Origin of the sequence: Streptomyces sp. 2114.4 (assembly GCF_900187385.1) — a bacterium.
In the GTDB taxonomy this organism is placed as follows: domain Bacteria; phylum Actinomycetota; class Actinomycetes; order Streptomycetales; family Streptomycetaceae; genus Streptomyces; species Streptomyces mooreae.
The window spans coordinates 5416568-5436583 of the sequence record NZ_FYEY01000001.1 but is presented as its reverse complement, the minus strand read 5'-3'; the positions used below and the strand labels follow the sequence as shown (position 1 = coordinate 5436583).

Below are 20016 nucleotides of genomic sequence, written 5' to 3'. Positions count from 1 at the left end.
CGGGGTCCGGTGAGAATAGAGGGGCTGGGGCACCGGGGAAGGTGCATCAGCGGATCGGGCGGGACGAATCGGCCCGCCCCTCACCCCTTAGGGTGATGGGCCGCGTTATTCGGCTCGTGCGGTCCGGCCGCGTGCATCGGTGGGGCCGGCCGTCCCGGACGGGCCGGTCCCCTGCTCGGAGGCCGCCGCCTGTTCGCGCTGCGCCTGTTCCTTCTTGGCCTGTTCGAGCACGCTCACCTCGGGCACGGTCTCCCCGGCCCGGATGAGGTCGATCCGGCCCATCACCTTGGAGCGCAGGTCGCTGGGGACGTCGTCATGGCCGCAGCAGCGCTTGACGAGCTTCTTGACCGCCTGTTCCAGGCCGTACTTCTCCAGGCACGGCGAGCATTCGTCGAGATGCACCTGGAAATCTGCGCACTCCCCTTCGGGCATCTCCCGGTCGAGATACTCGTAGAGGTGGTCGAGGACCTCTGAGCAGTCCTTCTCGTGCGGCTCTCCGCAGCTCATGATCCCGAGCCTTTCCGGTCGTGCGACTCCGTCGTGCGCGCGGACTGCGGGTCCGCGGTCGCCGCCCCCGCCGGGACCAGCCCGCGCTCACGGGCGTAATCCTCCAGCATGCCGCGCAGTTGGCGCCGGCCTCGGTGCAGTCGGGACATCACCGTGCCGATGGGTGTCCCCATGATGTCCGCGATCTCCTTGTACGCAAACCCCTCGACATCCGCCAGGTACACCGCGATACGGAATTCCTCGGGGATCGCCTGGAGCGCGGCCTTCACATCGGAGTCGGGGAGGTGGTCGAGCGCCTGGGACTCCGCGGAGCGCAGCCCCGTCGACATGTGCGACTCGGCACGCGCCAGCTGCCAGTCCTCAATCTCCTCGGCGGCGCTGCGCTGGGGCTCGCGCTGCTTCTTGCGGTAGGAGTTGATGAAGGTGTTCGTGAGGATGCGGTACAGCCAGGCCTTGAGGTTGGTGCCCTCCCGGAACTGGTGGAAGGACGCGTACGCCTTGGCGTATGTCTCCTGCACCAGGTCCTCCGCGTCGGCCGGATTGCGCGTCATGCGCAGCGCGGCGGAGTACATCTGGTCCAGGAACGTCAGCGCATCCCGCTCGAAGCGCGCATTGCGCTCGGCAGCGCTCTCCTGAGCCTTGTTCTCAGCCGTGCCGTCGGTCCCTGCGTCGGTACCGGTGACCGGACCCACCTCCTCCAACACCGTCCTGGATCCGGATGCGGACCCACCCGATTCGGAGAATAGACGACGATCCGGTGCGGCCGCCGCTCCAGCCAGGGCGGGCTGCGTCACCTGCATCTGCGACCACGGCAGGTCGGCGGCCGGGCGGGCCGGGCAAGCGATTCCCATGCGGCGGACTCCTCTTCCTCGTGCTTCACCGGACGTACTCGAGTACTACGCCTGGCACAACAGCCGCATGCGGCGCGGCATTCCCGGAAGCGGGGTCCAAAGGGCCGACGCGCGACTGCCGGCGGCCGCAGGCCGACTGCGGGCCGACTGCGGGCGGACCGGCAAGCCCGCTTGCCGCTCCGGCAAGGCAGGGCGCACCGAGGGAAGCGCACGCACGGGAAGCGGGCCGTCAGCCGAACATCCCGTCCAGCCAGGCCGCCACCGCGTCCGTGATCACGGCCATCGACTCCGCCTCGCCGACGCCCGCCTTCTTCGGCACCGCGAAGCCGTGGTCGGCGTGCGCCACCTCCGTGATCTCCGTCCCCGGCGGGAACTCCCCGGGCCGTCCGAACGGATCCCGGCCGCCCTGGACGACCAGCGTCGGCACCCCGGCGCCGGTCAGCTCGTCCGCCCGGGACCTCTCCGGCCGGCCCGGCGGATGCAGCGGGAAGCTGAGCGCCAGTACGGCCTGCGCCCCCAGGTCACGCGCCGTACGGCAGGCCACCCGGGCACCGGCACTGCGGCCGCCGGCGACCACCGGCAGCCCCGGCTTCTCCAGCGCCGGCCACAGCGCGGTCCATCCGGAGTCCAGGGTCTTCGGCGCGGGTGCCAGCTTCTTGCCCGCCACCCGCCACGGCTGCTCGACCAGCGCCACGGTGTACCCGCGGGCCGGGAGCGCGGCCGCCAGCGCCCGCAGATCGCGTGCCTCGATGCCCCCGCCGGCGCCATGGCTCACGGCCACCACGGCCCGTGCCGGTGTGGCGTCCCGGTGCCAGGTGATCCGGGCGTCGCCCGCCGGTGTGCCGACCGTCTCGGTCTCCATCGCGCCAGTGCTCATACGCCCATCCTGCCCGTGCCACGGCCGGACGGGCACCGCGGACATCCGCGCGGCACACCGGCAGCGCCCGCCGCGGGTCGAACACGCCTCAGAACAGCGTGCCCACCTCCGGACCGTCGAGCTCGGCGACCAGCTCGGGCCCGTTGTTGCGGACATTGCTGACCCCGGTCGGAACGGGATAGGCGCGCATCATCCCGGCGGGCGGCGGCGCCAGCAGCGCGCGTATCTCGTCGGGGTCGGTGCGGGACGGGTCGAGCCAGGCGTCCCAGCGGTCCGGTGTCAGCACCAGCGGCATCCGGGGGTGGATCTCGGCCAGCGACCGCGGCCCCTCGTCGCCGGCGGCCCCCGCCAGCGGGGTGGTCTCGGCCTCCGTGGTGACGACCGTGCAGGTCACCCACCAGGCCAGCGGGTGGTCGCCGGGCAGCGTCCGGTCCCGCCAGAATTCGTAGAGCCCGGCCATCGCCATCACCGACCCGTCCGCGGGCGTCACGAAGTACGGCTGCTTACGGGGCCGCTTCTTCCTGCCCTGCTCCTCCAGCTGCCGCTCCGCGGCGTCGGTGACCCACTCGAAGTAGCCGTCCCCGGGGAGCAGGCACCGCCGGGTCGCGAAGGCCTGCCGGAAGGACGGCTTCTCGTGCACCGTCTCGGCCCGCGCATTGATCATCTTCGCGGCGGCCTCGGGTGACTTCGACCACGACGGGACCAGGCCCCACTTCAGCGTCCGCAGCTGGCGCACCGGGCCGTCCGGGACGGCGGCGCCGGCCGCCGCGCCCTTGAGGGGGCGTTCGAGCACCGCGTGCACCCGGTCCGTCGGCGCCACGTTCCAACTGGGCGCCAGGGTCTCCGCCGTCTCCCACTGCTGAACGCCGAAGGTCCCCACCAGGTCCTCGGGGCGACGGCTCGCTGCATACCTACCGCACATGCATGCCACACTGCCATGCCACACGAAGGGGAGACATGGACACCGACCACCTCACCGACATATGGAGCCGCGTCTTCGGGACCCAGCCCGCCCCGTCGCTCTGGCTGGTGATCATCACGGCGGTGCTCGCCCTGGGCGCCGTCGTCCCGCACACCGCCTGGCGGCTGTCGCGGAACGCCGTCACCATCGCCCACGAGGGCGGCCACGGACTGATCGCCCTGCTCACCGGCCGCCGCCTGGACGGCATCCGGCTGCACTCGGACACCTCGGGCCTGACCGTTTCGCGCGGCAAGCCGACCGGTCTGGGCATGGTGCTGACCGCCGCGGCCGGCTACATCGCGCCCTCCCTGCTGGGTCTGGCGGGCGCCGCGCTGCTCGCCGCGGGCCACATCACGGCACTGCTGTGGGGCGCGACCGCACTGCTGCTGGCGATGCTCATCATGATCCGTAACGCGTACGGCGTGCTCACCGTCGTGCTCACCGGCGCCGCGTTCGTGCTGGTCTCCTGGCTGACGACGGCCGAGGTGCAGGCGGCGTTCGCCTATGTGGTGGTGTGGTTCCTGCTGCTGGGCGGGGTGCGGCCGCCGTTCGAGCTGATGGGCAAGCGGCGTAAGGCACGCGCCGCGTCAGCGGCTCCTCCAGGGGTGGCGGTCGGGCGACGGTCGGGCGCGGTGGACTCCGATCCGGACCAGCTGGCGCGCCTGACCCATGTCCCGGCGGCCGTCTGGCTCGGCCTCTTCCACGTGGTGACGCTGTGCTCCTTGATGGGCGGCGGGCGCTGGCTGCTCGGCCTCTGACGCCCACCGCCCCGGGCGCCGGCCGGATCCCGTACCGCCCTGCCCGCGGGGCCGCCCCACGACCGCGGTGCGCGCCGCCACGCCCGGGGTACCCGCCGCCATGCCGGGGGTACTCGCCGCCATGCCGGGGGGTGCCCGCCACCCCGCTCCCGGCACGCCAGCGCACTATCACTGTCACGTTTCGGCGGGGTTGCGCCGCTTTTGATCAAGATCGGCACCCTTGCCCAGCCATTAAAGTAAGGGGCATGACCGAGAGCCCCGCACACCCCGCCCTCTGGCCCGCCCCGCTCGCCGCCGGGGCCGTCGATGCCACCGTCACCGTGCCCGGCTCCAAATCGGTCACCAACCGCGGCCTGGTCCTGGCCGCCCTCTCCTCCGAGCCCGGCTGGCTGCGCCGGCCGCTGCGCTCCCGGGACACGCTCCTGATGGCCGAGGCGCTGCGCACCCTGGGCGTCGGCATCGAGGAGACCGCCTCCTCCAGCTCCGCCGGCGCCGCCGCGCAGCCCGGCGGCGGTGAGGCCTGGCGGATCATCCCGGCGGGTCTGCACGGCCCGGCCACCATCGACGTCGGCAACGCGGGCACGGTCATGCGCTTCCTCCCCCCGGTCGCCGCGCTCGCCGACGGCCCGATCCGCTTCGACGGCGACCCCCGCTCCTACGAGCGCCCCCTCGACGGCGTGATCGACGCGCTGCGCGCCCTGGGCGCCCGGATCGACGACGACAACCGCGGCGCGCTGCCCATGACGGTCTTCGGCAGCGGCGCCCTGGACGGCGGCCCGGTCGAGATCGACGCCTCCTCGTCCTCCCAGTTCGTCAGCGCCCTGCTGCTGTCCGCGCCACGCTTCAACCAGGGCGTCGAGGTCCGGCACGTGGGCGCGGCGCTGCCCTCCATGCCGCACATCCGGATGACCGTCGACATGCTGCGCAGCGTCGGCGCGCAGGTGGACACCCCGGAGGCGGGCGGCGAGCCGAACGTCTGGCGGGTCACCCCCGGCGCGCTGCTCGGCCGCGATCTGGTCGTCGAGCCGGACCTGTCCAACGCCCAGCCGTTCCTGGCCGCGGCGCTGGTCACCGGCGGCCGGGTGACCATCCCTGACTGGCCCGAGCACACCACCCAGCCCGGCGACGCGCTGCGCGAGATCTTCACCACCATGGGCGGTTCCTGCGAGCTGACCGAGCAGGGCCTGACCTTCACCGGCAGCGGCCGGATCCACGGCATCGACGTCGACCTCAGCGAGGTCGGCGAGCTGACCCCGGGCATCGCCGCGGTCGCCGCCCTGGCCGACTCCCCCTCCACGCTGCGCGGGGTGGCGCATCTGCGGCTCCACGAGACCGACCGGCTGGCCGCGCTCACCAAGGAGCTGGGCGAACTCGGCGGCGATGTCACCGAGACCGCGGACGGCCTGCACATCCGGCCGCGCCCCCTGCACGGCGGGATCTTCCACACCTACGAGGACCACCGGCTGGCCACCGCCGCGGCGGTCATCGGCCTGGCGGTCGACGGCGTGGAGGTGGAGAACGTCGCCACCACCGCCAAGACCCTGCCGGACTTCCCGGCGATGTGGACGGACATGCTCGGCTCTCCGGCCGTCTCCGCCCGGAGAGCGTGAGGGCTCAGCCACCATGCGCCGCTACGGAAAGAACCCCGACGAGGACGACATCCGCGTCCGCCCCAACCCCAAGGGCAACCGCCCCCGCACCAACATCCGCCCCAAGCACGAGGACGCCGGCGAGGGCCTGGTGCTGACCGTCGACCGCGGCCGGCTGACCTGCCTGGTCGACGGCCGTACGGTCACCGCGATGAAGGCCCGTGAACTGGGCCGCAAGAGCGCGGTGGTCGGCGACCGGGTCGCCGTCGTCGGGGACCTGACCGGCGCCAAGGACACCCTCGCCCGGATCGTCCGGGTCGAGTCGCGCTCCTCGACGCTGCGCCGTACGGCCGACGACGACGACCCGTTCGAGCGGGTCGTGGTCGCCAACGCCGACCAGCTCGCGATCGTCACCGCGCTGGCCGACCCCGAGCCGCGTCCCCGGCTCATCGACCGCTGTCTGGTCGCCGCCTACGACGCGGGCCTCGACCCGCTGCTGGTGCTGACCAAGTCCGATCTGGCCTCCGCTGACACCCTGTTGGAGTCCTACGGCGCGCTCGGCGTCCCCTACCTGGTCACCAACCGCGACGAACTCGCCGACGGCAGCGCCGCCGAGCGGGTGCGGGCCGCGCTGACGGGCCGGATGACGGCGTTCGTCGGACACTCCGGGGTGGGCAAGACCACCTTGGTCAACTCTCTGGTCCCGGAGCGCCGCCGGGCCATCGGCCACGTCAACGCGGTCACCGGCCGCGGGCGGCACACCACCACCTCCGCGCTGGCGCTCCCGCTGCCCGGCGACTCGGGCTGGGTCATCGACACCCCGGGCGTGCGGTCCTTCGGGCTGCACCACGTGGATCCGTCCCGGGTCATCCACGCCTTCCCGGATCTGGAGCCCGGCACCGCGGGCTGTCCGCGCGCCTGCAGCCACGACGAACCGGACTGCGCGCTGGACGCCTGGGTCGCCGACGGGCACGCCGACCCGGCCCGTCTCTACTCCCTGCGCCGCCTCCTGGCCACCCGCGAACGACGCGAGGGCGACTGACCTTTGACGTTTGCCACCGCCCGCCGGAGGTAAAGGCATAATCACACCAAGGTCGGCGTAGCGCTCAAGCAGGCCCTGATCGCCCGGACGGGGCCCGAACGAGTGATTCTGACGCCCCGTCGTCGCTCATGTAAGACAGGCTCTGGCTGACGGAGGCAATGGGACATGGCGTGGCTGCTGGTCGTGGTGGCGGGGATCCTGGAGACCGGCTTCGCGGTCTGCCTCAAGCTCTCGCACGGCTTCACCCGCCTCTTCCCGACCATCGCCTTCGCGGCCTTCGCGCTCGGCAGCTTCGGCCTGCTGACGCTGGCACTGCGCAAGCTCGACGTCGGCCCGGCGTATGCGGTGTGGACCGGCATCGGCGCGGCCGGGACGGCGATCTACGGCATGGTCTTCCTCGGCGACCTGGTCTCCACTCTCAAGATCGTCTCCATCACCCTGGTCATCGTCGGCGTGGTCGGTCTGCAGCTGTCGGGGTCGGCGCACTGAACGCGGGAGCGCCGGTCCGTGCGGGACTCGGCACACAGGCCTGAGGGACCGCTTCGGTCACCGCGGTGCACGCGTGCGGCCCGTCCGCCGCATGTCCGTGACACCCCGTCACCCGTGGTCGGCCGACGCGGTCGTCACGATCTCCCGTTCCCCTGACCGGCCGGCGGGGCGCCGGCCGCCGCCCCCGCGGTCCGGGCAAAGGCACCCCGGACGAGCCGGGCCACCGCCTCCGCCTCCAGCTCCCGGCGCGAGGGCTGAGCCGGGATGCGTCCGGGGACCTGCGCGGCGCCGGCGGCCGGCGGGGCGACGACACAGGCCAGGGTCAGCCGCGCCGCGGTCTCGCAGGCGGTGCCCAGGGCGGGCAGCTCCGCCGCGGGCCAGTCGGGCTCCAGCGCCGCGACCGCCTGGTCGCAGAAGCGGCCGACGAGCTCCGCGGGCCCCGGCAGCGGCCCCTCGGCGGGCGCCGCCGCGCGCTGCACGAGGACGCCGGACCGGTCGGCCCGCACCGGCGCCGGGCCGGCCGGCACCCTCGAAGGGTTGGGCAGCCGGTCGCTCCAGCAGCCGGTCAGCACGGCCCTGACCAGGGGGTTCGCACGGGCGGTCCGGAGTGTCCAGGCGGCCGCGGCCACCACCCGGCCGACCGCGTCGCCCCGTGCCCCGGCAGCCGAGGCGCCTCGTGACAGCGCCCGGGCGACCCCGGCGAGGTAGTTCTCGGTCTCCCGGCGGACCAGGGCGCGGGCCAGCCCTTCCTTGCTGCCGAACTCGTTGTAGAGCGTCTGCCGGGAGACACCGGCGGCGGCCGCGACATCCACCATCCGGATGGCCGTCCAGGCGCGTTGCGTCAGCGCCGTGTAGGCGGCATCGAGCAGGGATTCACGCGCTGCGGGCATCCGTCGCCTCCCCGGCCGCCAGCCCAGGTGGCCGGTGTGCGCACAGAATTGACGCGGCGCCAGACACTGTCAAGGGTCGTCGCGGCACCTGCGCACCGGGGGCCCCGAGGCTGTCACACGCCCGGCGGCGCATGGCCGTGTGGCTCCTGCGTAGACCAATCGATACTGTTCGCCCATGCCCGACTATCACGATGATCTTCGCCTCGGCCATGTTCTCGCGGACGCCGCGGACGCCGCCACCATGGAGCGCTTCAAGGCACTCGACCTCAAGGTCGAGACCAAACCGGACATGACACCGGTGAGCGAGGCGGACAAGGCCGCCGAGGAGCTGATCCGCGGCCAGCTCCAGCGGGCCCGGCCACGCGATGCCGTGCTCGGCGAGGAGTTCGGCAGCGAGGGCACGGGGCCCCGGCGCTGGATCATCGACCCGATCGACGGCACGAAGAACTACGTCCGCGGAGTACCGGTCTGGGCGACGCTGATCGCGCTGATGGAGCGCGGCGAGAGCGGCGACCGCCCGGTGGTCGGCATCGTCTCCGCCCCGGCGCTCAACCGCCGCTGGTGGGCCGCCGACGGCCTGGGGGCCTTCACCGGCCGCAGCCTGACCTCCGCGACCCGGCTGCAGGTCTCGCAGGTCGGCCGCATCCAGGACGCCTCGTTCGCCTACTCGTCGCTGACCGGCTGGGAGGAGCGCGGCAAGCTGCCCGGTTTCCTCGACCTGAGCCGGGACTGCTGGCGCACCCGCGGCTACGGGGACTTCTGGCCGTACATGATGATCGCCGAGGGATCGGTGGACATCTGCGCGGAGCCGGAGCTCTCGCTGTGGGACATGGCGGCGTGCGCGGTGGTCGTGAAGGAGGCCGGCGGGCAGTTCACCGGGCTGGACGGCAAGCCGGGCCCGCACAGCGGCAACGCGGCGGCCTCCAACGGCCTGCTGCACGAGGACCTGCTGGGCTATCTCGGCGACTCCCCGCGCTGACCTTGCGGCGTTGACCTGCGGCGGGGCGGATATTCGGACACCCGTCCCGCAGTTGCCCCTTGTTGCATCGACACCGGCATGTGAACATGAGAATCCCCCACTTTGTGAACTTGTGAATCCCTTCGCAAGGCACATTCACCAAGGAGGTGGCTCCACTCCATGCCCATGCACGTCAAAGACGCCATGAGCACGGTGGTCCTCACCATCGGGCCCGCTCACACCCTCCGACAGGCGGCTCAGCTGATGGCGGCCCGCCGCATCGGCGCGGCCGTGGTCCTCGACAACGACAACAGCGGTATCGGCATCCTCACCGAGCGCGACATCCTCAATTCCCTCGGCGCGGGCGAGAACCCCGACCGGGAGACCGCCCAGACCCACACCACCTCGGACGTGGTCTTCGCCGCTCCGCACTGGACCCTCGACGACGCCGCGGACGCCATGGTGCGCGGCGGCTTCCGCCATCTGATCGTGCTCAACGACCATGAACCGGTCGGCGTGGTGTCCGTACGCGACATCATCCGCTGCTGGTCGGCCGCCACGGAACGGGCCGACGCCGAGCGGACCGACGCCGTACCGGCCTGAACCGCGAACGGCTCCGGCGGCGAACACCCCGGAGCCACCCGCACAAAGAGGCCGGAGCCCCATGGCATCCGGCCTCTCCGCTTACCTACGGCAGCGGCAATCGAGCAACCCCCACGGCGCGCCACCACCTCCGCGAGAGCGGCTGGGGGCACCTCCCGTCGGTAGCTGGGGGAGGCTTAGCCGCAAAGGCGAGTTCAGCCGCGCAGGGCCTGGACCGCGGCCTCCAGCCGCTTGCCGTAGTCCGCGTCCGCCTTGCGGAAGTTCTCGATCGCCCGCTGGGCGATGTCATCGCGGGAGACCTTGGAGATGAAGCCCGCCAGGTTGTCGATCAGGCGCTCCCTCTCGTCCTCCGACATCAGGCGGTAGAGGGTGCCGGCCTGGACGAAGTCGGTGTCCTCGGCGTGCGAGGGCGCGGCCTGCTCTCCGGTGGGGCCGGTCACGGTGGCCGGCTGCCACAGGGGGCGGCCGGTTTCGTTCGGACCGCCGAAACTGTTGGGCTCGTAGTTCTTCGCGCCCGCGTGCCGGCCGTCGTAGAGCACACCGTCCCGGCCGTGGCTGCGCGCCTCGGTGGCGTGCGGGCGGTTCACCGGGAGGTGGTCGGCGTTGATGCCGACGCGGTAGCGGTGCGCGTCGCCGTAGGCGAAGAGACGGCCCTGGAGCATCTTGTCGGGGGACGGGCCGATACCCGGCACGAAGTGGTGCGGGGAGAAGATCGACTGCTCGACCTCGGCAAAGATGTTCTGCGGGTTGCGGTTGAGCTCCAGCTTGCCGATCTCGATCGGCGGGTAGTCCTCGTGCGGCCAGACCTTGGTCAGGTCGAACGGGTTGAAGCGGTAGTTGGCCGCTTCGGCCTCGGGCATGATCTGCACCTGGACGGTCCAGCTCGGGAAGTCGCCCCGCTCGATGGACTCGCGCAGATCGCGCTGGTGGCTGTCGGCGTCCTCACCGGCGAGCTTGTCGGCCTCGGCCTGGGTGAGGTTCTTGATTCCCTGGTCGGTCTTGAAGTGGTACTTGACCCAGAAGACCTCACCGGCGGCGTTGTTCCACTGGAAGGTGTGCGAGCCGTAGCCGTTCATGTGGCGGTAGGAGGCGGGGATGCCGCGGTCTCCGAACAGCCAGGTGACCTGATGGGTGGACTCCGGCGACAGGCCCCAGAAGTCCCAGACGTTGTCCGCCTCCTGCGAGCCGGTGTACGGGTCGCGCTTCTGGGTGTGGATGAAGTCGGGGAACTTGATGGCGTCCTTGATGAAGAACACCGGGGTGTTGTTGCCGACGAGGTCGTAGTTGCCCTCTTCGGTGTAGAACTTCAGCGCGAAACCGCGCGGGTCACGCACCGCGTCGGCCGAGCCGAGGTTGCCCGCGACGGTGGAGAAGCGCAGGAAGGTCTCGGTCTGCTTGCCGACCTCGGAGAGGAAGTGGGCGCGGGTGTACTTGGTCACATCCGCGGTCACCGTGAACGTCCCGTACGCGGCGGCGCCGCGGGCGTGCACGATGCGCTCCGGGATGCGCTCGCGGTTGAAGTGCGCGAGCTTTTCGATCAGGAGCTGGTCCTGGATGAGGCCGGGACCGCCGATGCCGGCCGTCTCGCTGTTCTGGTTGTCCCCGACCGGAGCCCCGGACTCCGTGGTCAGCGGTCCGGTGGTGCTCTCTACCGACACGTGCGCCTCCTGGAAAGTCTTCTACACCTGCCCTTGGCTTGCGCCGATCACGATCCTACATTGGACAATGTCTAAGTCAAGAAGAATGCGAAAGCAGTACTCGATCCGGTGATGGACCTACCACTGCTACCCTGGCTTTATCTGACTGATAGGTGAATGGCATGAGTGACCTGCTGGAACGGCTCCGAGGACGCGGCTGGCGGCTGACCGCGCAGCGACGCGTCGTCGCCGAGGTCCTCGACGGGGACCACGTCCACTACACCGCCGACGAGGTGCACGCGCTGGCTTCCGACCGGCTCCCCGAGATCTCCCGAGCCACGGTCTACAACACCCTGGGCGAGCTGGTCTCGCTCGGTGAGGTGATCGAGGTGAGCACGGACGGCCGGGCCAAGCGCTACGACCCCAACGCCCACCACGACCACCAGCACCTGATCTGCTCGCGGTGCGGCACGATCCGCGACGTCCACGTCCAGGGCGACCCGCTCTCGGCCCTGCCCGAGCCGGAGCGCTACGGCTTCCAGGTCTCCGAGGTCACCGTGACCTACCGGGGCATCTGCCCCACCTGCAGCGCCCCGTCCTGACGCCGGAGCACACCGGCCCCCGCCCGGACCTCCCGCGCACCGCGTCACGCCATACGCACCGTCGAGCCCGCGCCCACCCGGCCGCGGGCTCCTTCGTGCGCCCGGCCGGCCCGCCGACCGCACTCCCGTCACCGCACCCCACACCGGCCCGTCCCGCACCATCGACCCACCCCGCATCCCGCCCCGTCCCGTGCATCAGCTCACCCCGCACCCCTGCCCGCACGACCCCTGCCCGAATCTGACGGAACGTCATATCGTCGGCGCACCGCACTTTCCGGCCACCGGGCTCGTGCGGCGCCCCCCGGGCCCCGCGCGACGGCGGCACCCTGTCCGCACTCCTCAGGGAGCACCCCGTTGCGGCGAGAACCGGCTCCAGAAGGCCTACCGCGAGGCCGGCATCGCCAGGGACGGCCCACTGCCGGAGAACCGGCCGTCGACCGCAGCATCTGCGCGGAAGCCGACCACAACCCCTACGCGGAAGCGGTCGGCCGCCGGATTCCGGGGTAAGCACGGCGGCACGCATGACGAAGGCCCGGATCCCTGAGGATCCGGGCCTTCGTCTTCAGTAGCGGGGACAGGATTTGAACCTGCGACCTCTGGGTTATGAGCCCAGCGAGCTACCGAGCTGCTCCACCCCGCGCCGTTGTTGCCCTTACTTTAACCCCGGGCCGACGACCAGCGCAAATTCCTTCCGCGCGGCCCGGGACCCGACCCTGTGGACCGGTCCCCGGGCCTCCCGGATACCCGTGGGGCGTCCGCTACGCGCTGAGCTCTTCCTGGAGCGCCGCCCGCAGCCGCGCCGCACGCTCCGCCACCTCCGGCGGCCCCAGCTCGACGGCGCGCGCACACCAGCTCTGCGCCTCCGCGAGCGCGCCGCGCCGGGCGGCGAGCAGCGCCAGCCGCAGCGCCGCCCGGCCATGGCCGGTCTCGGCGGCGCGCTGCCACCACAGGGCGGCCTCGGGAAGGCTGCCCTCACGGGCCAGCAGCAGCCCGAGGTTGAAGGCGCCGTTGCGGCTGCCCGCCTCGGCCGCCGCGCGGTACCACTCGGCGGCCTCGACGGCATCCCCACGGGCCGCCGCGAACATGCCGACCCGGACCTGGGCGCGCCGGTGCCCCTGGCGGGCGGCCCGCTCGTACCACTGCACGCTCTCGTCGTCCGCCGTGCGCTCGCTGTCCGCCAGCCCCTCGCCCGCGGCCGCCGCCCGGCGGTCGAGCAGGTCCGCGAGCCGGAAGGCCGCCTCGGAACTGCCGCCGCTCGCCGCACAGCGCAGATTGCGCTCCGCGTCCTGCAGCGCACCGTCCCGCAGCTGCACGATGGCGACCTGGAGGGCCGCCTCCGTGTGCCCGGCCGCGGCCGCCCGCTCGTACCAGGTGTGCGCCATACGCTCCGCGCCGCGCCCGGCGAAGAGGATGCCGAGGTTGAACGCGGCATCGACGCTGCCCGCCTCGGCCGCCTTGGAGAACCACGGCTCGGCTCCCGCGGCGTCACCGCGCTGCAGCAGCAGGATGGCCAGCGCGTTGGCGGCCTCGCGGTGCCCGGCGTAGGCGGCCCGGCGGTACCACTGCTCGCCGCGCCCCTCCCGGCCCTGCTCGGCGCAGAGCAGCCCGATGTTGTAGGCACCGTTGACGTCCCCGGCGTCCAGCGCGACGCGGTACCAGCGCTCGGCGGTCTGCAGTTCGCCGCGGTCGGCGTGCAGCGCTCCCAGGGCGTTGGCAGCGTTGCCATCGCCGTCCTGGGCCGCCCGCCGCCACCATTCGGCGGCGCTCTCCTCGTCCCCCGCGTCACGCAGCAGGAAGCCCAGCGCACAGGCCGCGCGCGCCTCGCCGTCCTTGGCGGCGGAGAGGTACCAACGGCCCGCCTCCTGGACGTCGCCACGGTCCTCCAGCAGCGCACCGAGCTGCAGCGCGGCCCGCCGGTGGCCCCGCGCGGCGGCCTGGCGGTACCACTGCTCGGCCTCCTCCTGCCGGTTCAGCTCGCCGTACGCGGGGACCGCGCGCCGGTCCGTGTCGCGGCCGTCCTCGATGAGCCGGGCCAGGCGGTACGCGGCCTCACGGTGGCCGCGCTCGGCGGCCGTACGGAACCAGCGCTCGGCGCCGATGTCACCGCGGTGCTCCAGCAGGTCGGCCAAGGCGTACGCGCCCAGGCAGTGCCCGGACTCGGCGGACTGGCGCAGCCAGTACTCGGCGGCCGGCTCGTCGCCGCGCTCGCGGTAGTGGCGCCCGAGAGCGTGCGCCGCGGCGGCGGAGCCCGCGACGGCCGCGATCCGCCACCAGCCCGCCGCCTCGTCCCCGTAGCCCCGTTGGTGCAGCAGTACGCCGAGGTTGTTGGCCGCGGCGCGGTCGCCGGCGGCGGCCGCGGAACGCAGATGCGACTCGGCGCCGTCGAGGTCACCGCGGCGCAGCAGCATCGCGCCGAGCGCGCTCATGGCGGCGGTGTCGCCCGCCTCGGCGGCCCGGCGGTGGCCGGACTCGGTCACGGCATCGGACGCTTCGGCGGCCTCCGCGGCCTCCATCGCGTCGATCGGCAGCTCGGATTCGCGCCCGTCGTCGGGCGCATGCACAAACCGGTCCGTCTCCAACAACCTTGCCTTGTCCCCCATAAGACCCATCGTCGCATCACCTGTAACCCGCGTACACCTGGTATACCGCAGCCAGTGAGGTCACTTCAGCGGTTTGTCGACTTCCCGACACGACGACTTGGCAAACTCAAGCACACACCTACCCCACATCTGCCGCGCGACCCGGCTTTGACCGGTAACGAACCCGAAGACATGACGGGACGACGGCATGAAGACATGACGAAGGCCCGGATCCCTGAAGATCCGGGCCTTCGTCTTTGGTAGCGGGGACAGGATTTGAACCTGCGACCTCTGGGTTATGAGCCCAGCGAGCTACCGAGCTGCTCCACCCCGCGTCGTTGTGTCCTCAACGTATCACGGCAGCGGGACGGCCCGGACCACCGCGGCTGCTCCGTGGCCGCCGGCACGAACCGGCGGCCACGGGGCCAGGGGGCGGACGGCGGGGTCAGCCGGCCGGCTTGCCGCCCTTCTGGGACGCCTTCGCCGCACGGTCCAGCGCCGCCTTGAGCTTCTTCTGGGCCTCGCCGTAACCGGCCCAGTCGCCCGAGGTGCGCGCCTTCTCGCCCTCCTCGTAGGCCTGCTGTGCGTCGCCCAGAGCCTGCTGCACCGTCTGGCCGGACGGGGGCTGCTGTCCGGTTCCGGTGTCGCCGCCCGGCGGGTTCTGCGATCCCGTACTGGGCGCCTTCTTGCCGAAGACCACGTCCAGCGCGTCCTTGAGGGAGTCCTCCAGGACGGGCTTGTTGTCGCCGTAGCTGACCAACACCTTCTTCAGGAGCGGGTAGTTGGTGTTGGCACCGCGCAGATACACCGGTTCGACATAGAGCAGTCCGCCGTCCAGTGGCACGGTCAGCAGATTGCCGTACTCGATCTCCGAGTCGCCGAGTTTCTTGAGGATATTGAGCTCATTGGCGATGTTCGGATCGGAGTTGAACTTCGACTGCACCAGCTGCGGACCGGGCACCGGCGTCTGCGAGGGCAGTTTCAGCAGTCTGATCCTGCCGTAGTCGCCGCTGGTCGCATTGGCGTCGACGGCCATGAACGCGCCGAGGTTGTCGCGCTTGTTGGGCGTGAAGCTCGTCGTCAGCGAGAACGCCCGGTTCTTCTGGTCCGGCATTTTCATGCTCAGGTAGTACGGCGGTACCGCGTTGCCCGACTTGGTCGTCGGGTCGTTCGGGATCTGCCAGCGCTCGGAGCCGGTGTAGAAGGTGCCCGGGTCCGTGACGTGGTACGTGGTCAGCAGCTGGCGCTGCACCTTGAAGAGGTCCTGCGGGTAGCGCAGGTGCTCCTTGAGGGCCGGGCTGATGGCGCTCTTCTTCGCGACCGTGCCGGGGAACGACTTCATCCAGGTCTTGAGGACCGGGTCCTTCTCGTCCCACTGGTAGAGCTTCACCGAACCGTCGTAGGCATCCACCGTCGCCTTGACGGAGTTGCGGATGTAGTTGACCTGGTTCTGCTGGGCCACCACCGCCCGCTGGCCGTCGGTGAGCGAATCGGCCGTGCTGTCCCCGAGCGTGGTGCGCGAGGCGTACGGATAGCCGTTGCTGGTGGTGTAGGCGTCGACGATCCACTTGAGCCGGTGGTTGATGACCGCCGGGTAGGCGTCGCCGTCGATGGTCAGCCAGGGGGCGACGGCTTCGACGCGCTCCTTGGGCGTGCGGTTGTACAGGATCCGCGAGCCCTTGCCGATCGCTCCGGAGTAGAGGATCTGCGGCTCCCCGAACGCCGCCGCGTAGGCGGCGCGGTTGACCGGGTTGGAGAGGCTGACGCCGCTGTTGCCCCGGTAGCTGTAGCTCTTCTCGCCGCTGTCGTCGGAGTAGTCCAGTTCCTTCTGCGGACCGCCGACGATGGAGTACTGCGAGGTCTTCTCGCCGTAGTACACCCGCTGCTGGTACGAGCCGAGCTGCCCCTTGGCCGGCAGATCCGACTCGGTGTACTTGGGGCCGCCACCGTCGGCGGCCTCCGTCCCCTTGGCGGCGACCGCGCCGTAGCCGTGGGTGTACTTGAAGTGGTCGTTGATCCAGTTGCGCTCGGGGATACCCGCGATGTTCAGCTCGCGCAGACCGATGACGGTGTCCTGCTCGGCACCGTCCTCGTCCTTGTAGCGGTCGACGTCGAGGGTCGAGGGGAACTGGTAGTACCCGCGCACCTGCTGCTGTTGCTGGAAGGCCGGCGAGACCACGTTCGGGTCCAGCAGGCGCATGCTGGCCGTGGTGTCGGCGTCGTCGCGCAGTCGCCGGCTGTCCGCCTTGTCGGCCGGCTTGTAGTCACCCTTGTACGGCGTGACCTCGGAATTCTGGATGTCGTACGCGTCCCGGGTCGCCTTGATGTTCTGCTTGATGTACGGCGCTTCCTTGGCCTGCTCGTTCGGCTGGACCTGGAACTTCTGCACGATCGCCGGGTACAGCCCGCCGATGAGGACCGCCGAGAGCACCATCAGGCCGAAGCCGATCACCGGCAGCTGCCACGTCCGCCGCCAGAGGGTGGCGAAGAACAGCACCGCGCAGATCGCCGCGATGAAGAACAGGATCGTCTTCGCCGGGAGGTAGGCGTTGGCGTCGACGTACCGCAGGCCCGTCCAGTTGTCGGCCGACTTCAGGCCGCTGGACTTGACCGCCAGGCCGTACCGGTCGAGCCAGTACGCGATCGCCTTGAGCGAGACGAAAATGCCCAGCAGCACCGAAAGATGGCCGGTGGCCGCCGCGGTCGCCCGCGAGCCGGGGCTGGTCAGCCGCAGTCCGCCGTAGAGGTAGTGGGTCAGCGCCGCGGCGACCAGACACAGCACCGCACAGGCGAAGCCGAAGCTCAACAGGAAGCGGTACCAGGGCAGATCGAACGTGTAGAACGCGATGTCCATGCCGAACTGCGGGTCCGTCTTGCCGAAGGGCACGGCGTTGGCCCACTGCAGGTAGGTCCGCCATTCTCCGGAGGCGGAGGCACCGGCGATCAGGCCGATCACCGCCGTGACCGCGCTCAGCGCCCACTTCTTGAAGGGCGCGATGCCCATCCGGTAGCGGTCCAGGCTCTGCTGCTCCACGGACATCGCGCTCAGCGGCGGCCGCAGCCGGTACGCGAGCCAGACGTTGACCCCGACGGCCACGGCCATCAGGACGCCGAAGGCGAAGAACAGGCCGATCTTGGTCCACAGGGTGGTGGTGAAGACCGAGGAGTACTTGACCGAGCGGTACCAGAGCCAATCGGTCCAGAAACCCGCAAACATCACGAAGAGCATGGCCAAGACGGCCAGCACACCCAATGTCATGAGCAGGGTCCGGATCCGCCGCGATGGTCGGCCGACTCTGATCCGTGGCCCTGTCGGGCCTCCGCCGCGGTCCGGCATCTGGAAAGCCAAGGTGCGCACCTCGAAGTTCGCTGTCGTGTGGAGCAGGCCCGGCGATAGTAGGACCCACCGATGCAACTTACGAAGGCTTTACTCAGTTCCCGCTTTCCGGGGTACACAAGGCACGATGTTGAGCATGACTGACCTTCCTGGCTCTCCCGCTGCCGGCACCCCCCTCGCCGCCGACCCCCTGACCCGCGCGGTGCTCGAGATCGACGAGTACAGCGCCGGGCTCGGCTGGGATCAGCCCGCCCGACTGTTCGCCCTCGTCGACACCGCCAAGCTGCGTGCGCAGGAGCCCTCGCTCGCCGCCCAGCTCGGCATCGACGACTCCACCACCACGTCCCTGACCCCCGTGGAACAGGACGAGATCCCGGCGGGCGTCCCGCTGGACGAGTTCCTGGCCACCATTGCCTGGCCCGACGCCGTCACCGGCTGCGCGCTGACCGTGGAGCGGCTGATGCTGCCGCCGTCCGCCGAGGACTCCGAGCCCGCCGGCATGGACGAGGCACAGCTCGCCAAGTGGGTCGCCGAGCACCCGGACCGCCAGGAGGTCCGGATGACGGTGGCCGTGCTGCGGGACGGCCGGCGCGAGTCGGCGCTGCGGCTGCGCGAGAAGGACTCCACGTCCGAGGTGCTCACCGGCTCGGCACTGGTGCCGGGCCTCGCGGAAGCGCTGGCGGCGACGTTCGAGGGCTGACGGCGGCCTGCGGGGCGGCGGCCCGGGCCTGACGTGCGCGTCGGGCCCGGGCCGCCGCCCGGTTTTCAGGTCCTCAGGTCCTGGGGGGAGACATCTCCCCAGGACCTGTCTTCAAAGTCCCCCTACGCGTGGCCCGCGGGGCTGCAGCTCGGCAGGCCCGCGGTGTCGCCCTTGCGGATCTTCTCCAGCGCCTTGACGGCGTCGCCTATGGTGCCGACCTTGACCAGGGTGAGCCCCTGCGGGGTGTCCTTGGCCGCGGCGGCGCAGTTCTCCTTGGGCGTGAGGAAGTACTGGGCGCCCTTGTCCCGTGCACCGACCGTCTTCATCGAGATGCCACCGATCGGGCCGACCTTGCCCTTGTCATCGATGGTGCCCGTGCCGGCCACGAACTTGCCGCCGGTCAGGTCCCCGGGCGTGAGCTTGTCGACGATGCCGAGCGCGAACATCAGCCCGGCGCTCGGGCCGCCGACATCGGCCAGCTTGACGTCGATGGGGAACGGGAAGGTGTGATCCACCTGGGCCTGGATGCCCACGATGGCGCGGCCGTCGTCCGCCTTCTGCGTGCTGACCGTGATCTCCCTCTCGCCGGTCGCGGGCTTCTTGCCCCGCTTCTCCGCGGCGGCGGCGTCCTTGGCCGGGATGATCGTGAAGACCACCTTCTCGCCCGGCTTGTGCCGGGTGACGAGCTCGGCGACGTCGCCGGCCTGCTTGACCTGCGTGCCGTCCACCATCTTGATCACATCGCCCGCGTGCAGCCGCCCGTCGGCCGGCTTGTCCTTGACGACGGAACCGACCACGGTCTGGGTGGCGACCGGGATGTGCAGCTGGTTGAGGGCGGAGGCCTTGGCGCTCTCCTGGGACTGGCTGAACTCCTCGGCGTTCTCCTGGTCGGCCTGCTCGGCCGTCTGTCCCTCGGGGTAGAGCGTCTTGTGCGGCACCACGGCGTTGTCGTGGTCGAGCCAGCCGTACACCGCCTCGAAGAGGTTCATGCGGTAGTCGGGGCCGGTGACGCGGACGGTGGTCATGTTGAGATGACCGGTCGTCGGGTACGTCTTGCGGCCGGAGATCTGCAGCACCGGCTCACCGTCGTGATCACCAAGGGTGTTGACCGTCGGCCCCGGTGACATCTCGGAGTAGGGCACGGGGATCAGTACCCCGGCGCAGAGCAGCGCGATCAGCATCAGGGTCGAGGCGAGCAGCGTCGCGGTGCGGCGTGGCATGGAACGACAGTACGGGACGGGTATGACAACCGGCCCGCGGGGCCGTCCGTACGAGGTCGAACGCCCGGCCGTGGGCCCGCCCGTACACGAGGGTCATCGCACGATGGGGGGCGGCTCGGGCCCGGATGGCGCGCAGCCGGCGCGGGAAGGTCAGACGGGGTCCGAGGCGGGGTCGGGAACGGAGTGCTCCTTTTCCATGGCGTCCCGGAACCGGGCGTAGCCCGCGAGTTCCGCGACATCCCCGGCCTTGCGGTGCCGTAGGGCCCAGCTGCTCCACACCGCGGCAATCAGCCCCGCACCGACCGGAATCAGCAACCAGAGGAGCGCACCCATCAGCGACCTCCCAACCCCTTGTACGACCGCGATCGACGAATAAGCAGATTAACCATCTGCTGGGTCAACGCTCACGCCAGGGG

18 protein-coding genes and 2 tRNA genes are annotated in these 20016 nt (G+C 71.1%); 8 read left to right on the top strand and 12 right to left on the bottom strand.

Features of this window, described 5'->3' with window-relative positions:
- Positions 1–105: 105 nt before the first annotated feature.
- The 4 genes from rsrA to CFW40_RS24060 form a co-directional block, all read right to left on the bottom strand.
- Positions 106–507, bottom strand: a complete 402-nt coding sequence (gene rsrA / locus CFW40_RS24075; RefSeq protein ID WP_088799870.1) for a mycothiol system anti-sigma-R factor — start codon at positions 505–507, stop codon at positions 106–108.
- A complete protein-coding gene (locus tag CFW40_RS24070; protein WP_176956661.1) occupies positions 504–1199 on the bottom strand; it encodes a sigma-70 family RNA polymerase sigma factor in 696 nt (231 codons plus the stop codon). Before CFW40_RS24070 ends, rsrA begins: the two co-directional genes overlap by 4 nt.
- A 388-nt stretch (positions 1200–1587) precedes the next feature.
- Positions 1588–2235 (bottom strand): alpha/beta family hydrolase, encoded by a 648-nt coding sequence (locus CFW40_RS24065; protein ID WP_371127266.1) that lies wholly within the window; start codon positions 2233–2235, stop codon positions 1588–1590.
- 88 nt (positions 2236–2323) lie between these two features.
- Positions 2324–3157, bottom strand: coding sequence for an SOS response-associated peptidase (locus CFW40_RS24060; protein WP_088799865.1), 834 nt, complete (start codon positions 3155–3157; stop codon positions 2324–2326).
- 35 nt (positions 3158–3192) lie between these two features.
- Here CFW40_RS24060 and CFW40_RS24055 point away from each other — a divergent pair, with 35 nt between their 5' ends.
- From CFW40_RS24055 to CFW40_RS24040, 4 genes are all read left to right on the top strand, one after another.
- Positions 3193–3954 carry a M50 family metallopeptidase gene (locus tag CFW40_RS24055; protein ID WP_088799864.1) on the top strand — a complete coding sequence of 254 codons (762 nt, stop codon included), beginning with the start codon at positions 3193–3195 and terminating at the stop codon, positions 3952–3954.
- A 245-nt stretch (positions 3955–4199) separates the two neighbouring features.
- Positions 4200–5564 (top strand): 3-phosphoshikimate 1-carboxyvinyltransferase, encoded by a 1365-nt coding sequence (gene aroA, locus CFW40_RS24050; protein WP_088799862.1) that lies wholly within the window; start codon positions 4200–4202, stop codon positions 5562–5564.
- Positions 5565–5577: 13 nt separating this feature from the next.
- Positions 5578–6585 (top strand): ribosome small subunit-dependent GTPase A, encoded by a 1008-nt coding sequence (rsgA, locus tag CFW40_RS24045; protein ID WP_088799860.1) that lies wholly within the window; start codon positions 5578–5580, stop codon positions 6583–6585.
- A 165-nt stretch (positions 6586–6750) separates the two neighbouring features.
- A complete protein-coding gene (locus CFW40_RS24040; protein ID WP_086716806.1) occupies positions 6751–7074 on the top strand; it encodes a multidrug efflux SMR transporter in 324 nt (107 codons plus the stop codon).
- Between the two features lie 134 nt (positions 7075–7208).
- Here the strand turns inward: CFW40_RS24040 and CFW40_RS24035 are convergent, their stop codons facing one another.
- Complete coding sequence (locus CFW40_RS24035) at positions 7209–7964, bottom strand: TetR/AcrR family transcriptional regulator (protein ID WP_088799858.1); 756 nt, start codon at positions 7962–7964, stop codon at positions 7209–7211.
- A gap of 175 nt (positions 7965–8139) precedes the next feature.
- On the opposite strand from CFW40_RS24035, the gene hisN reads away from it, so the two are divergent.
- Together hisN and CFW40_RS24025 are read left to right on the top strand one after the other, a co-directional pair.
- Positions 8140–8943: a histidinol-phosphatase gene (gene hisN, locus CFW40_RS24030; protein ID WP_088799856.1), complete on the top strand. Its 804-nt coding sequence runs from the start codon at positions 8140–8142 to the stop codon at positions 8941–8943.
- Between the two features lie 165 nt (positions 8944–9108).
- A complete protein-coding gene (locus CFW40_RS24025; protein ID WP_088802333.1) occupies positions 9109–9525 on the top strand; it encodes a cyclic nucleotide-binding/CBS domain-containing protein in 417 nt (138 codons plus the stop codon).
- 194 nt (positions 9526–9719) lie between these two features.
- Here the strand turns inward: CFW40_RS24025 and CFW40_RS24020 are convergent, their stop codons facing one another.
- Positions 9720–11183, bottom strand: a complete 1464-nt coding sequence (locus CFW40_RS24020) for a catalase (RefSeq protein WP_088799855.1) — start codon at positions 11181–11183, stop codon at positions 9720–9722.
- A gap of 161 nt (positions 11184–11344) precedes the next feature.
- Between CFW40_RS24020 and CFW40_RS24015 the strand changes: the two genes are divergently transcribed.
- Positions 11345–11764, top strand: a complete 420-nt coding sequence (locus CFW40_RS24015) for a Fur family transcriptional regulator (RefSeq protein WP_088799853.1) — start codon at positions 11345–11347, stop codon at positions 11762–11764.
- 566 nt (positions 11765–12330) lie between these two features.
- On the opposite strand, the gene CFW40_RS24010 is transcribed toward CFW40_RS24015, so the two are convergent.
- The 4 genes from CFW40_RS24010 to CFW40_RS23995 form a co-directional block, all read right to left on the bottom strand.
- Positions 12331–12404: transfer RNA gene (locus CFW40_RS24010), tRNA-Met, on the bottom strand.
- 118 nt (positions 12405–12522) lie between these two features.
- Complete coding sequence (locus CFW40_RS24005) at positions 12523–14373, bottom strand: SEL1-like repeat protein (RefSeq protein WP_176956398.1); 1851 nt, start codon at positions 14371–14373, stop codon at positions 12523–12525.
- Positions 14374–14601: 228 nt separating this feature from the next.
- A tRNA-Met gene (locus CFW40_RS24000) sits at positions 14602–14678 on the bottom strand.
- 110 nt (positions 14679–14788) lie between these two features.
- Entirely contained in the window at positions 14789–17602 is a 2814-nt protein-coding gene (locus CFW40_RS23995) for a UPF0182 family protein (RefSeq protein WP_088799848.1), read from the bottom strand.
- A gap of 205 nt (positions 17603–17807) precedes the next feature.
- Between CFW40_RS23995 and CFW40_RS23990 the strand changes: the two genes are divergently transcribed.
- Positions 17808–18380: a PPA1309 family protein gene (locus tag CFW40_RS23990; protein ID WP_371127082.1), complete on the top strand. Its 573-nt coding sequence runs from the start codon at positions 17808–17810 to the stop codon at positions 18378–18380.
- Between the two features lie 122 nt (positions 18381–18502).
- Here CFW40_RS23990 and CFW40_RS23985 read toward each other — a convergent pair whose 3' ends face one another.
- Both CFW40_RS23985 and CFW40_RS23980 read right to left on the bottom strand, forming a co-directional pair.
- A complete protein-coding gene (locus CFW40_RS23985) occupies positions 18503–19600 on the bottom strand; it encodes a PDZ domain-containing protein (RefSeq protein ID WP_088799845.1) in 1098 nt (365 codons plus the stop codon).
- 150 nt (positions 19601–19750) lie between these two features.
- The gene (locus tag CFW40_RS23980) at positions 19751–19933 is read right to left on the bottom strand and encodes a hypothetical protein (RefSeq protein WP_088799843.1); all 183 of its coding nucleotides are present in this window, start codon (positions 19931–19933) and stop codon (positions 19751–19753) included.
- Positions 19934–20016 lie beyond the last annotated feature (83 nt).

What these genes read in the sequence shown, in the direction of transcription:
- CFW40_RS24005 (WP_176956398.1), bottom strand. Translation starts at nt 14,373, where the DNA reads ATGGGTCTTATGGGGGACAAGGCAAGGTTGTTGGAGACGGACCGGTTT.
- hisN (WP_088799856.1), top strand. Translation starts at nt 8,140, where the DNA reads ATGCCCGACTATCACGATGATCTTCGCCTCGGCCATGTTCTCGCGGAC.
- CFW40_RS24035 (WP_088799858.1), bottom strand. Translation starts at nt 7,964, where the DNA reads ATGCCCGCAGCGCGTGAATCCCTGCTCGATGCCGCCTACACGGCGCTG.
- CFW40_RS24040 (WP_086716806.1), top strand. Translation starts at nt 6,751, where the DNA reads ATGGCGTGGCTGCTGGTCGTGGTGGCGGGGATCCTGGAGACCGGCTTC.
- CFW40_RS24060 (WP_088799865.1), bottom strand. Translation starts at nt 3,157, where the DNA reads ATGTGCGGTAGGTATGCAGCGAGCCGTCGCCCCGAGGACCTGGTGGGG.
- CFW40_RS24015 (WP_088799853.1), top strand. Translation starts at nt 11,345, where the DNA reads ATGAGTGACCTGCTGGAACGGCTCCGAGGACGCGGCTGGCGGCTGACC.
- CFW40_RS24065 (WP_371127266.1), bottom strand. Translation starts at nt 2,235, where the DNA reads ATGAGCACTGGCGCGATGGAGACCGAGACGGTCGGCACACCGGCGGGC.
- CFW40_RS23985 (WP_088799845.1), bottom strand. Translation starts at nt 19,600, where the DNA reads ATGCCACGCCGCACCGCGACGCTGCTCGCCTCGACCCTGATGCTGATC.
- CFW40_RS23995 (WP_088799848.1), bottom strand. Translation starts at nt 17,602, where the DNA reads ATGACATTGGGTGTGCTGGCCGTCTTGGCCATGCTCTTCGTGATGTTT.
- CFW40_RS23990 (WP_371127082.1), top strand. Translation starts at nt 17,808, where the DNA reads ATGTTGAGCATGACTGACCTTCCTGGCTCTCCCGCTGCCGGCACCCCC.
- aroA (WP_088799862.1), top strand. Translation starts at nt 4,200, where the DNA reads ATGACCGAGAGCCCCGCACACCCCGCCCTCTGGCCCGCCCCGCTCGCC.
- rsrA (WP_088799870.1), bottom strand. Translation starts at nt 507, where the DNA reads ATGAGCTGCGGAGAGCCGCACGAGAAGGACTGCTCAGAGGTCCTCGAC.
- CFW40_RS24055 (WP_088799864.1), top strand. Translation starts at nt 3,193, where the DNA reads ATGGACACCGACCACCTCACCGACATATGGAGCCGCGTCTTCGGGACC.
- CFW40_RS23980 (WP_088799843.1), bottom strand. Translation starts at nt 19,933, where the DNA reads ATGGGTGCGCTCCTCTGGTTGCTGATTCCGGTCGGTGCGGGGCTGATT.
- rsgA (WP_088799860.1), top strand. Translation starts at nt 5,578, where the DNA reads ATGCGCCGCTACGGAAAGAACCCCGACGAGGACGACATCCGCGTCCGC.
- CFW40_RS24025 (WP_088802333.1), top strand. Translation starts at nt 9,109, where the DNA reads ATGCACGTCAAAGACGCCATGAGCACGGTGGTCCTCACCATCGGGCCC.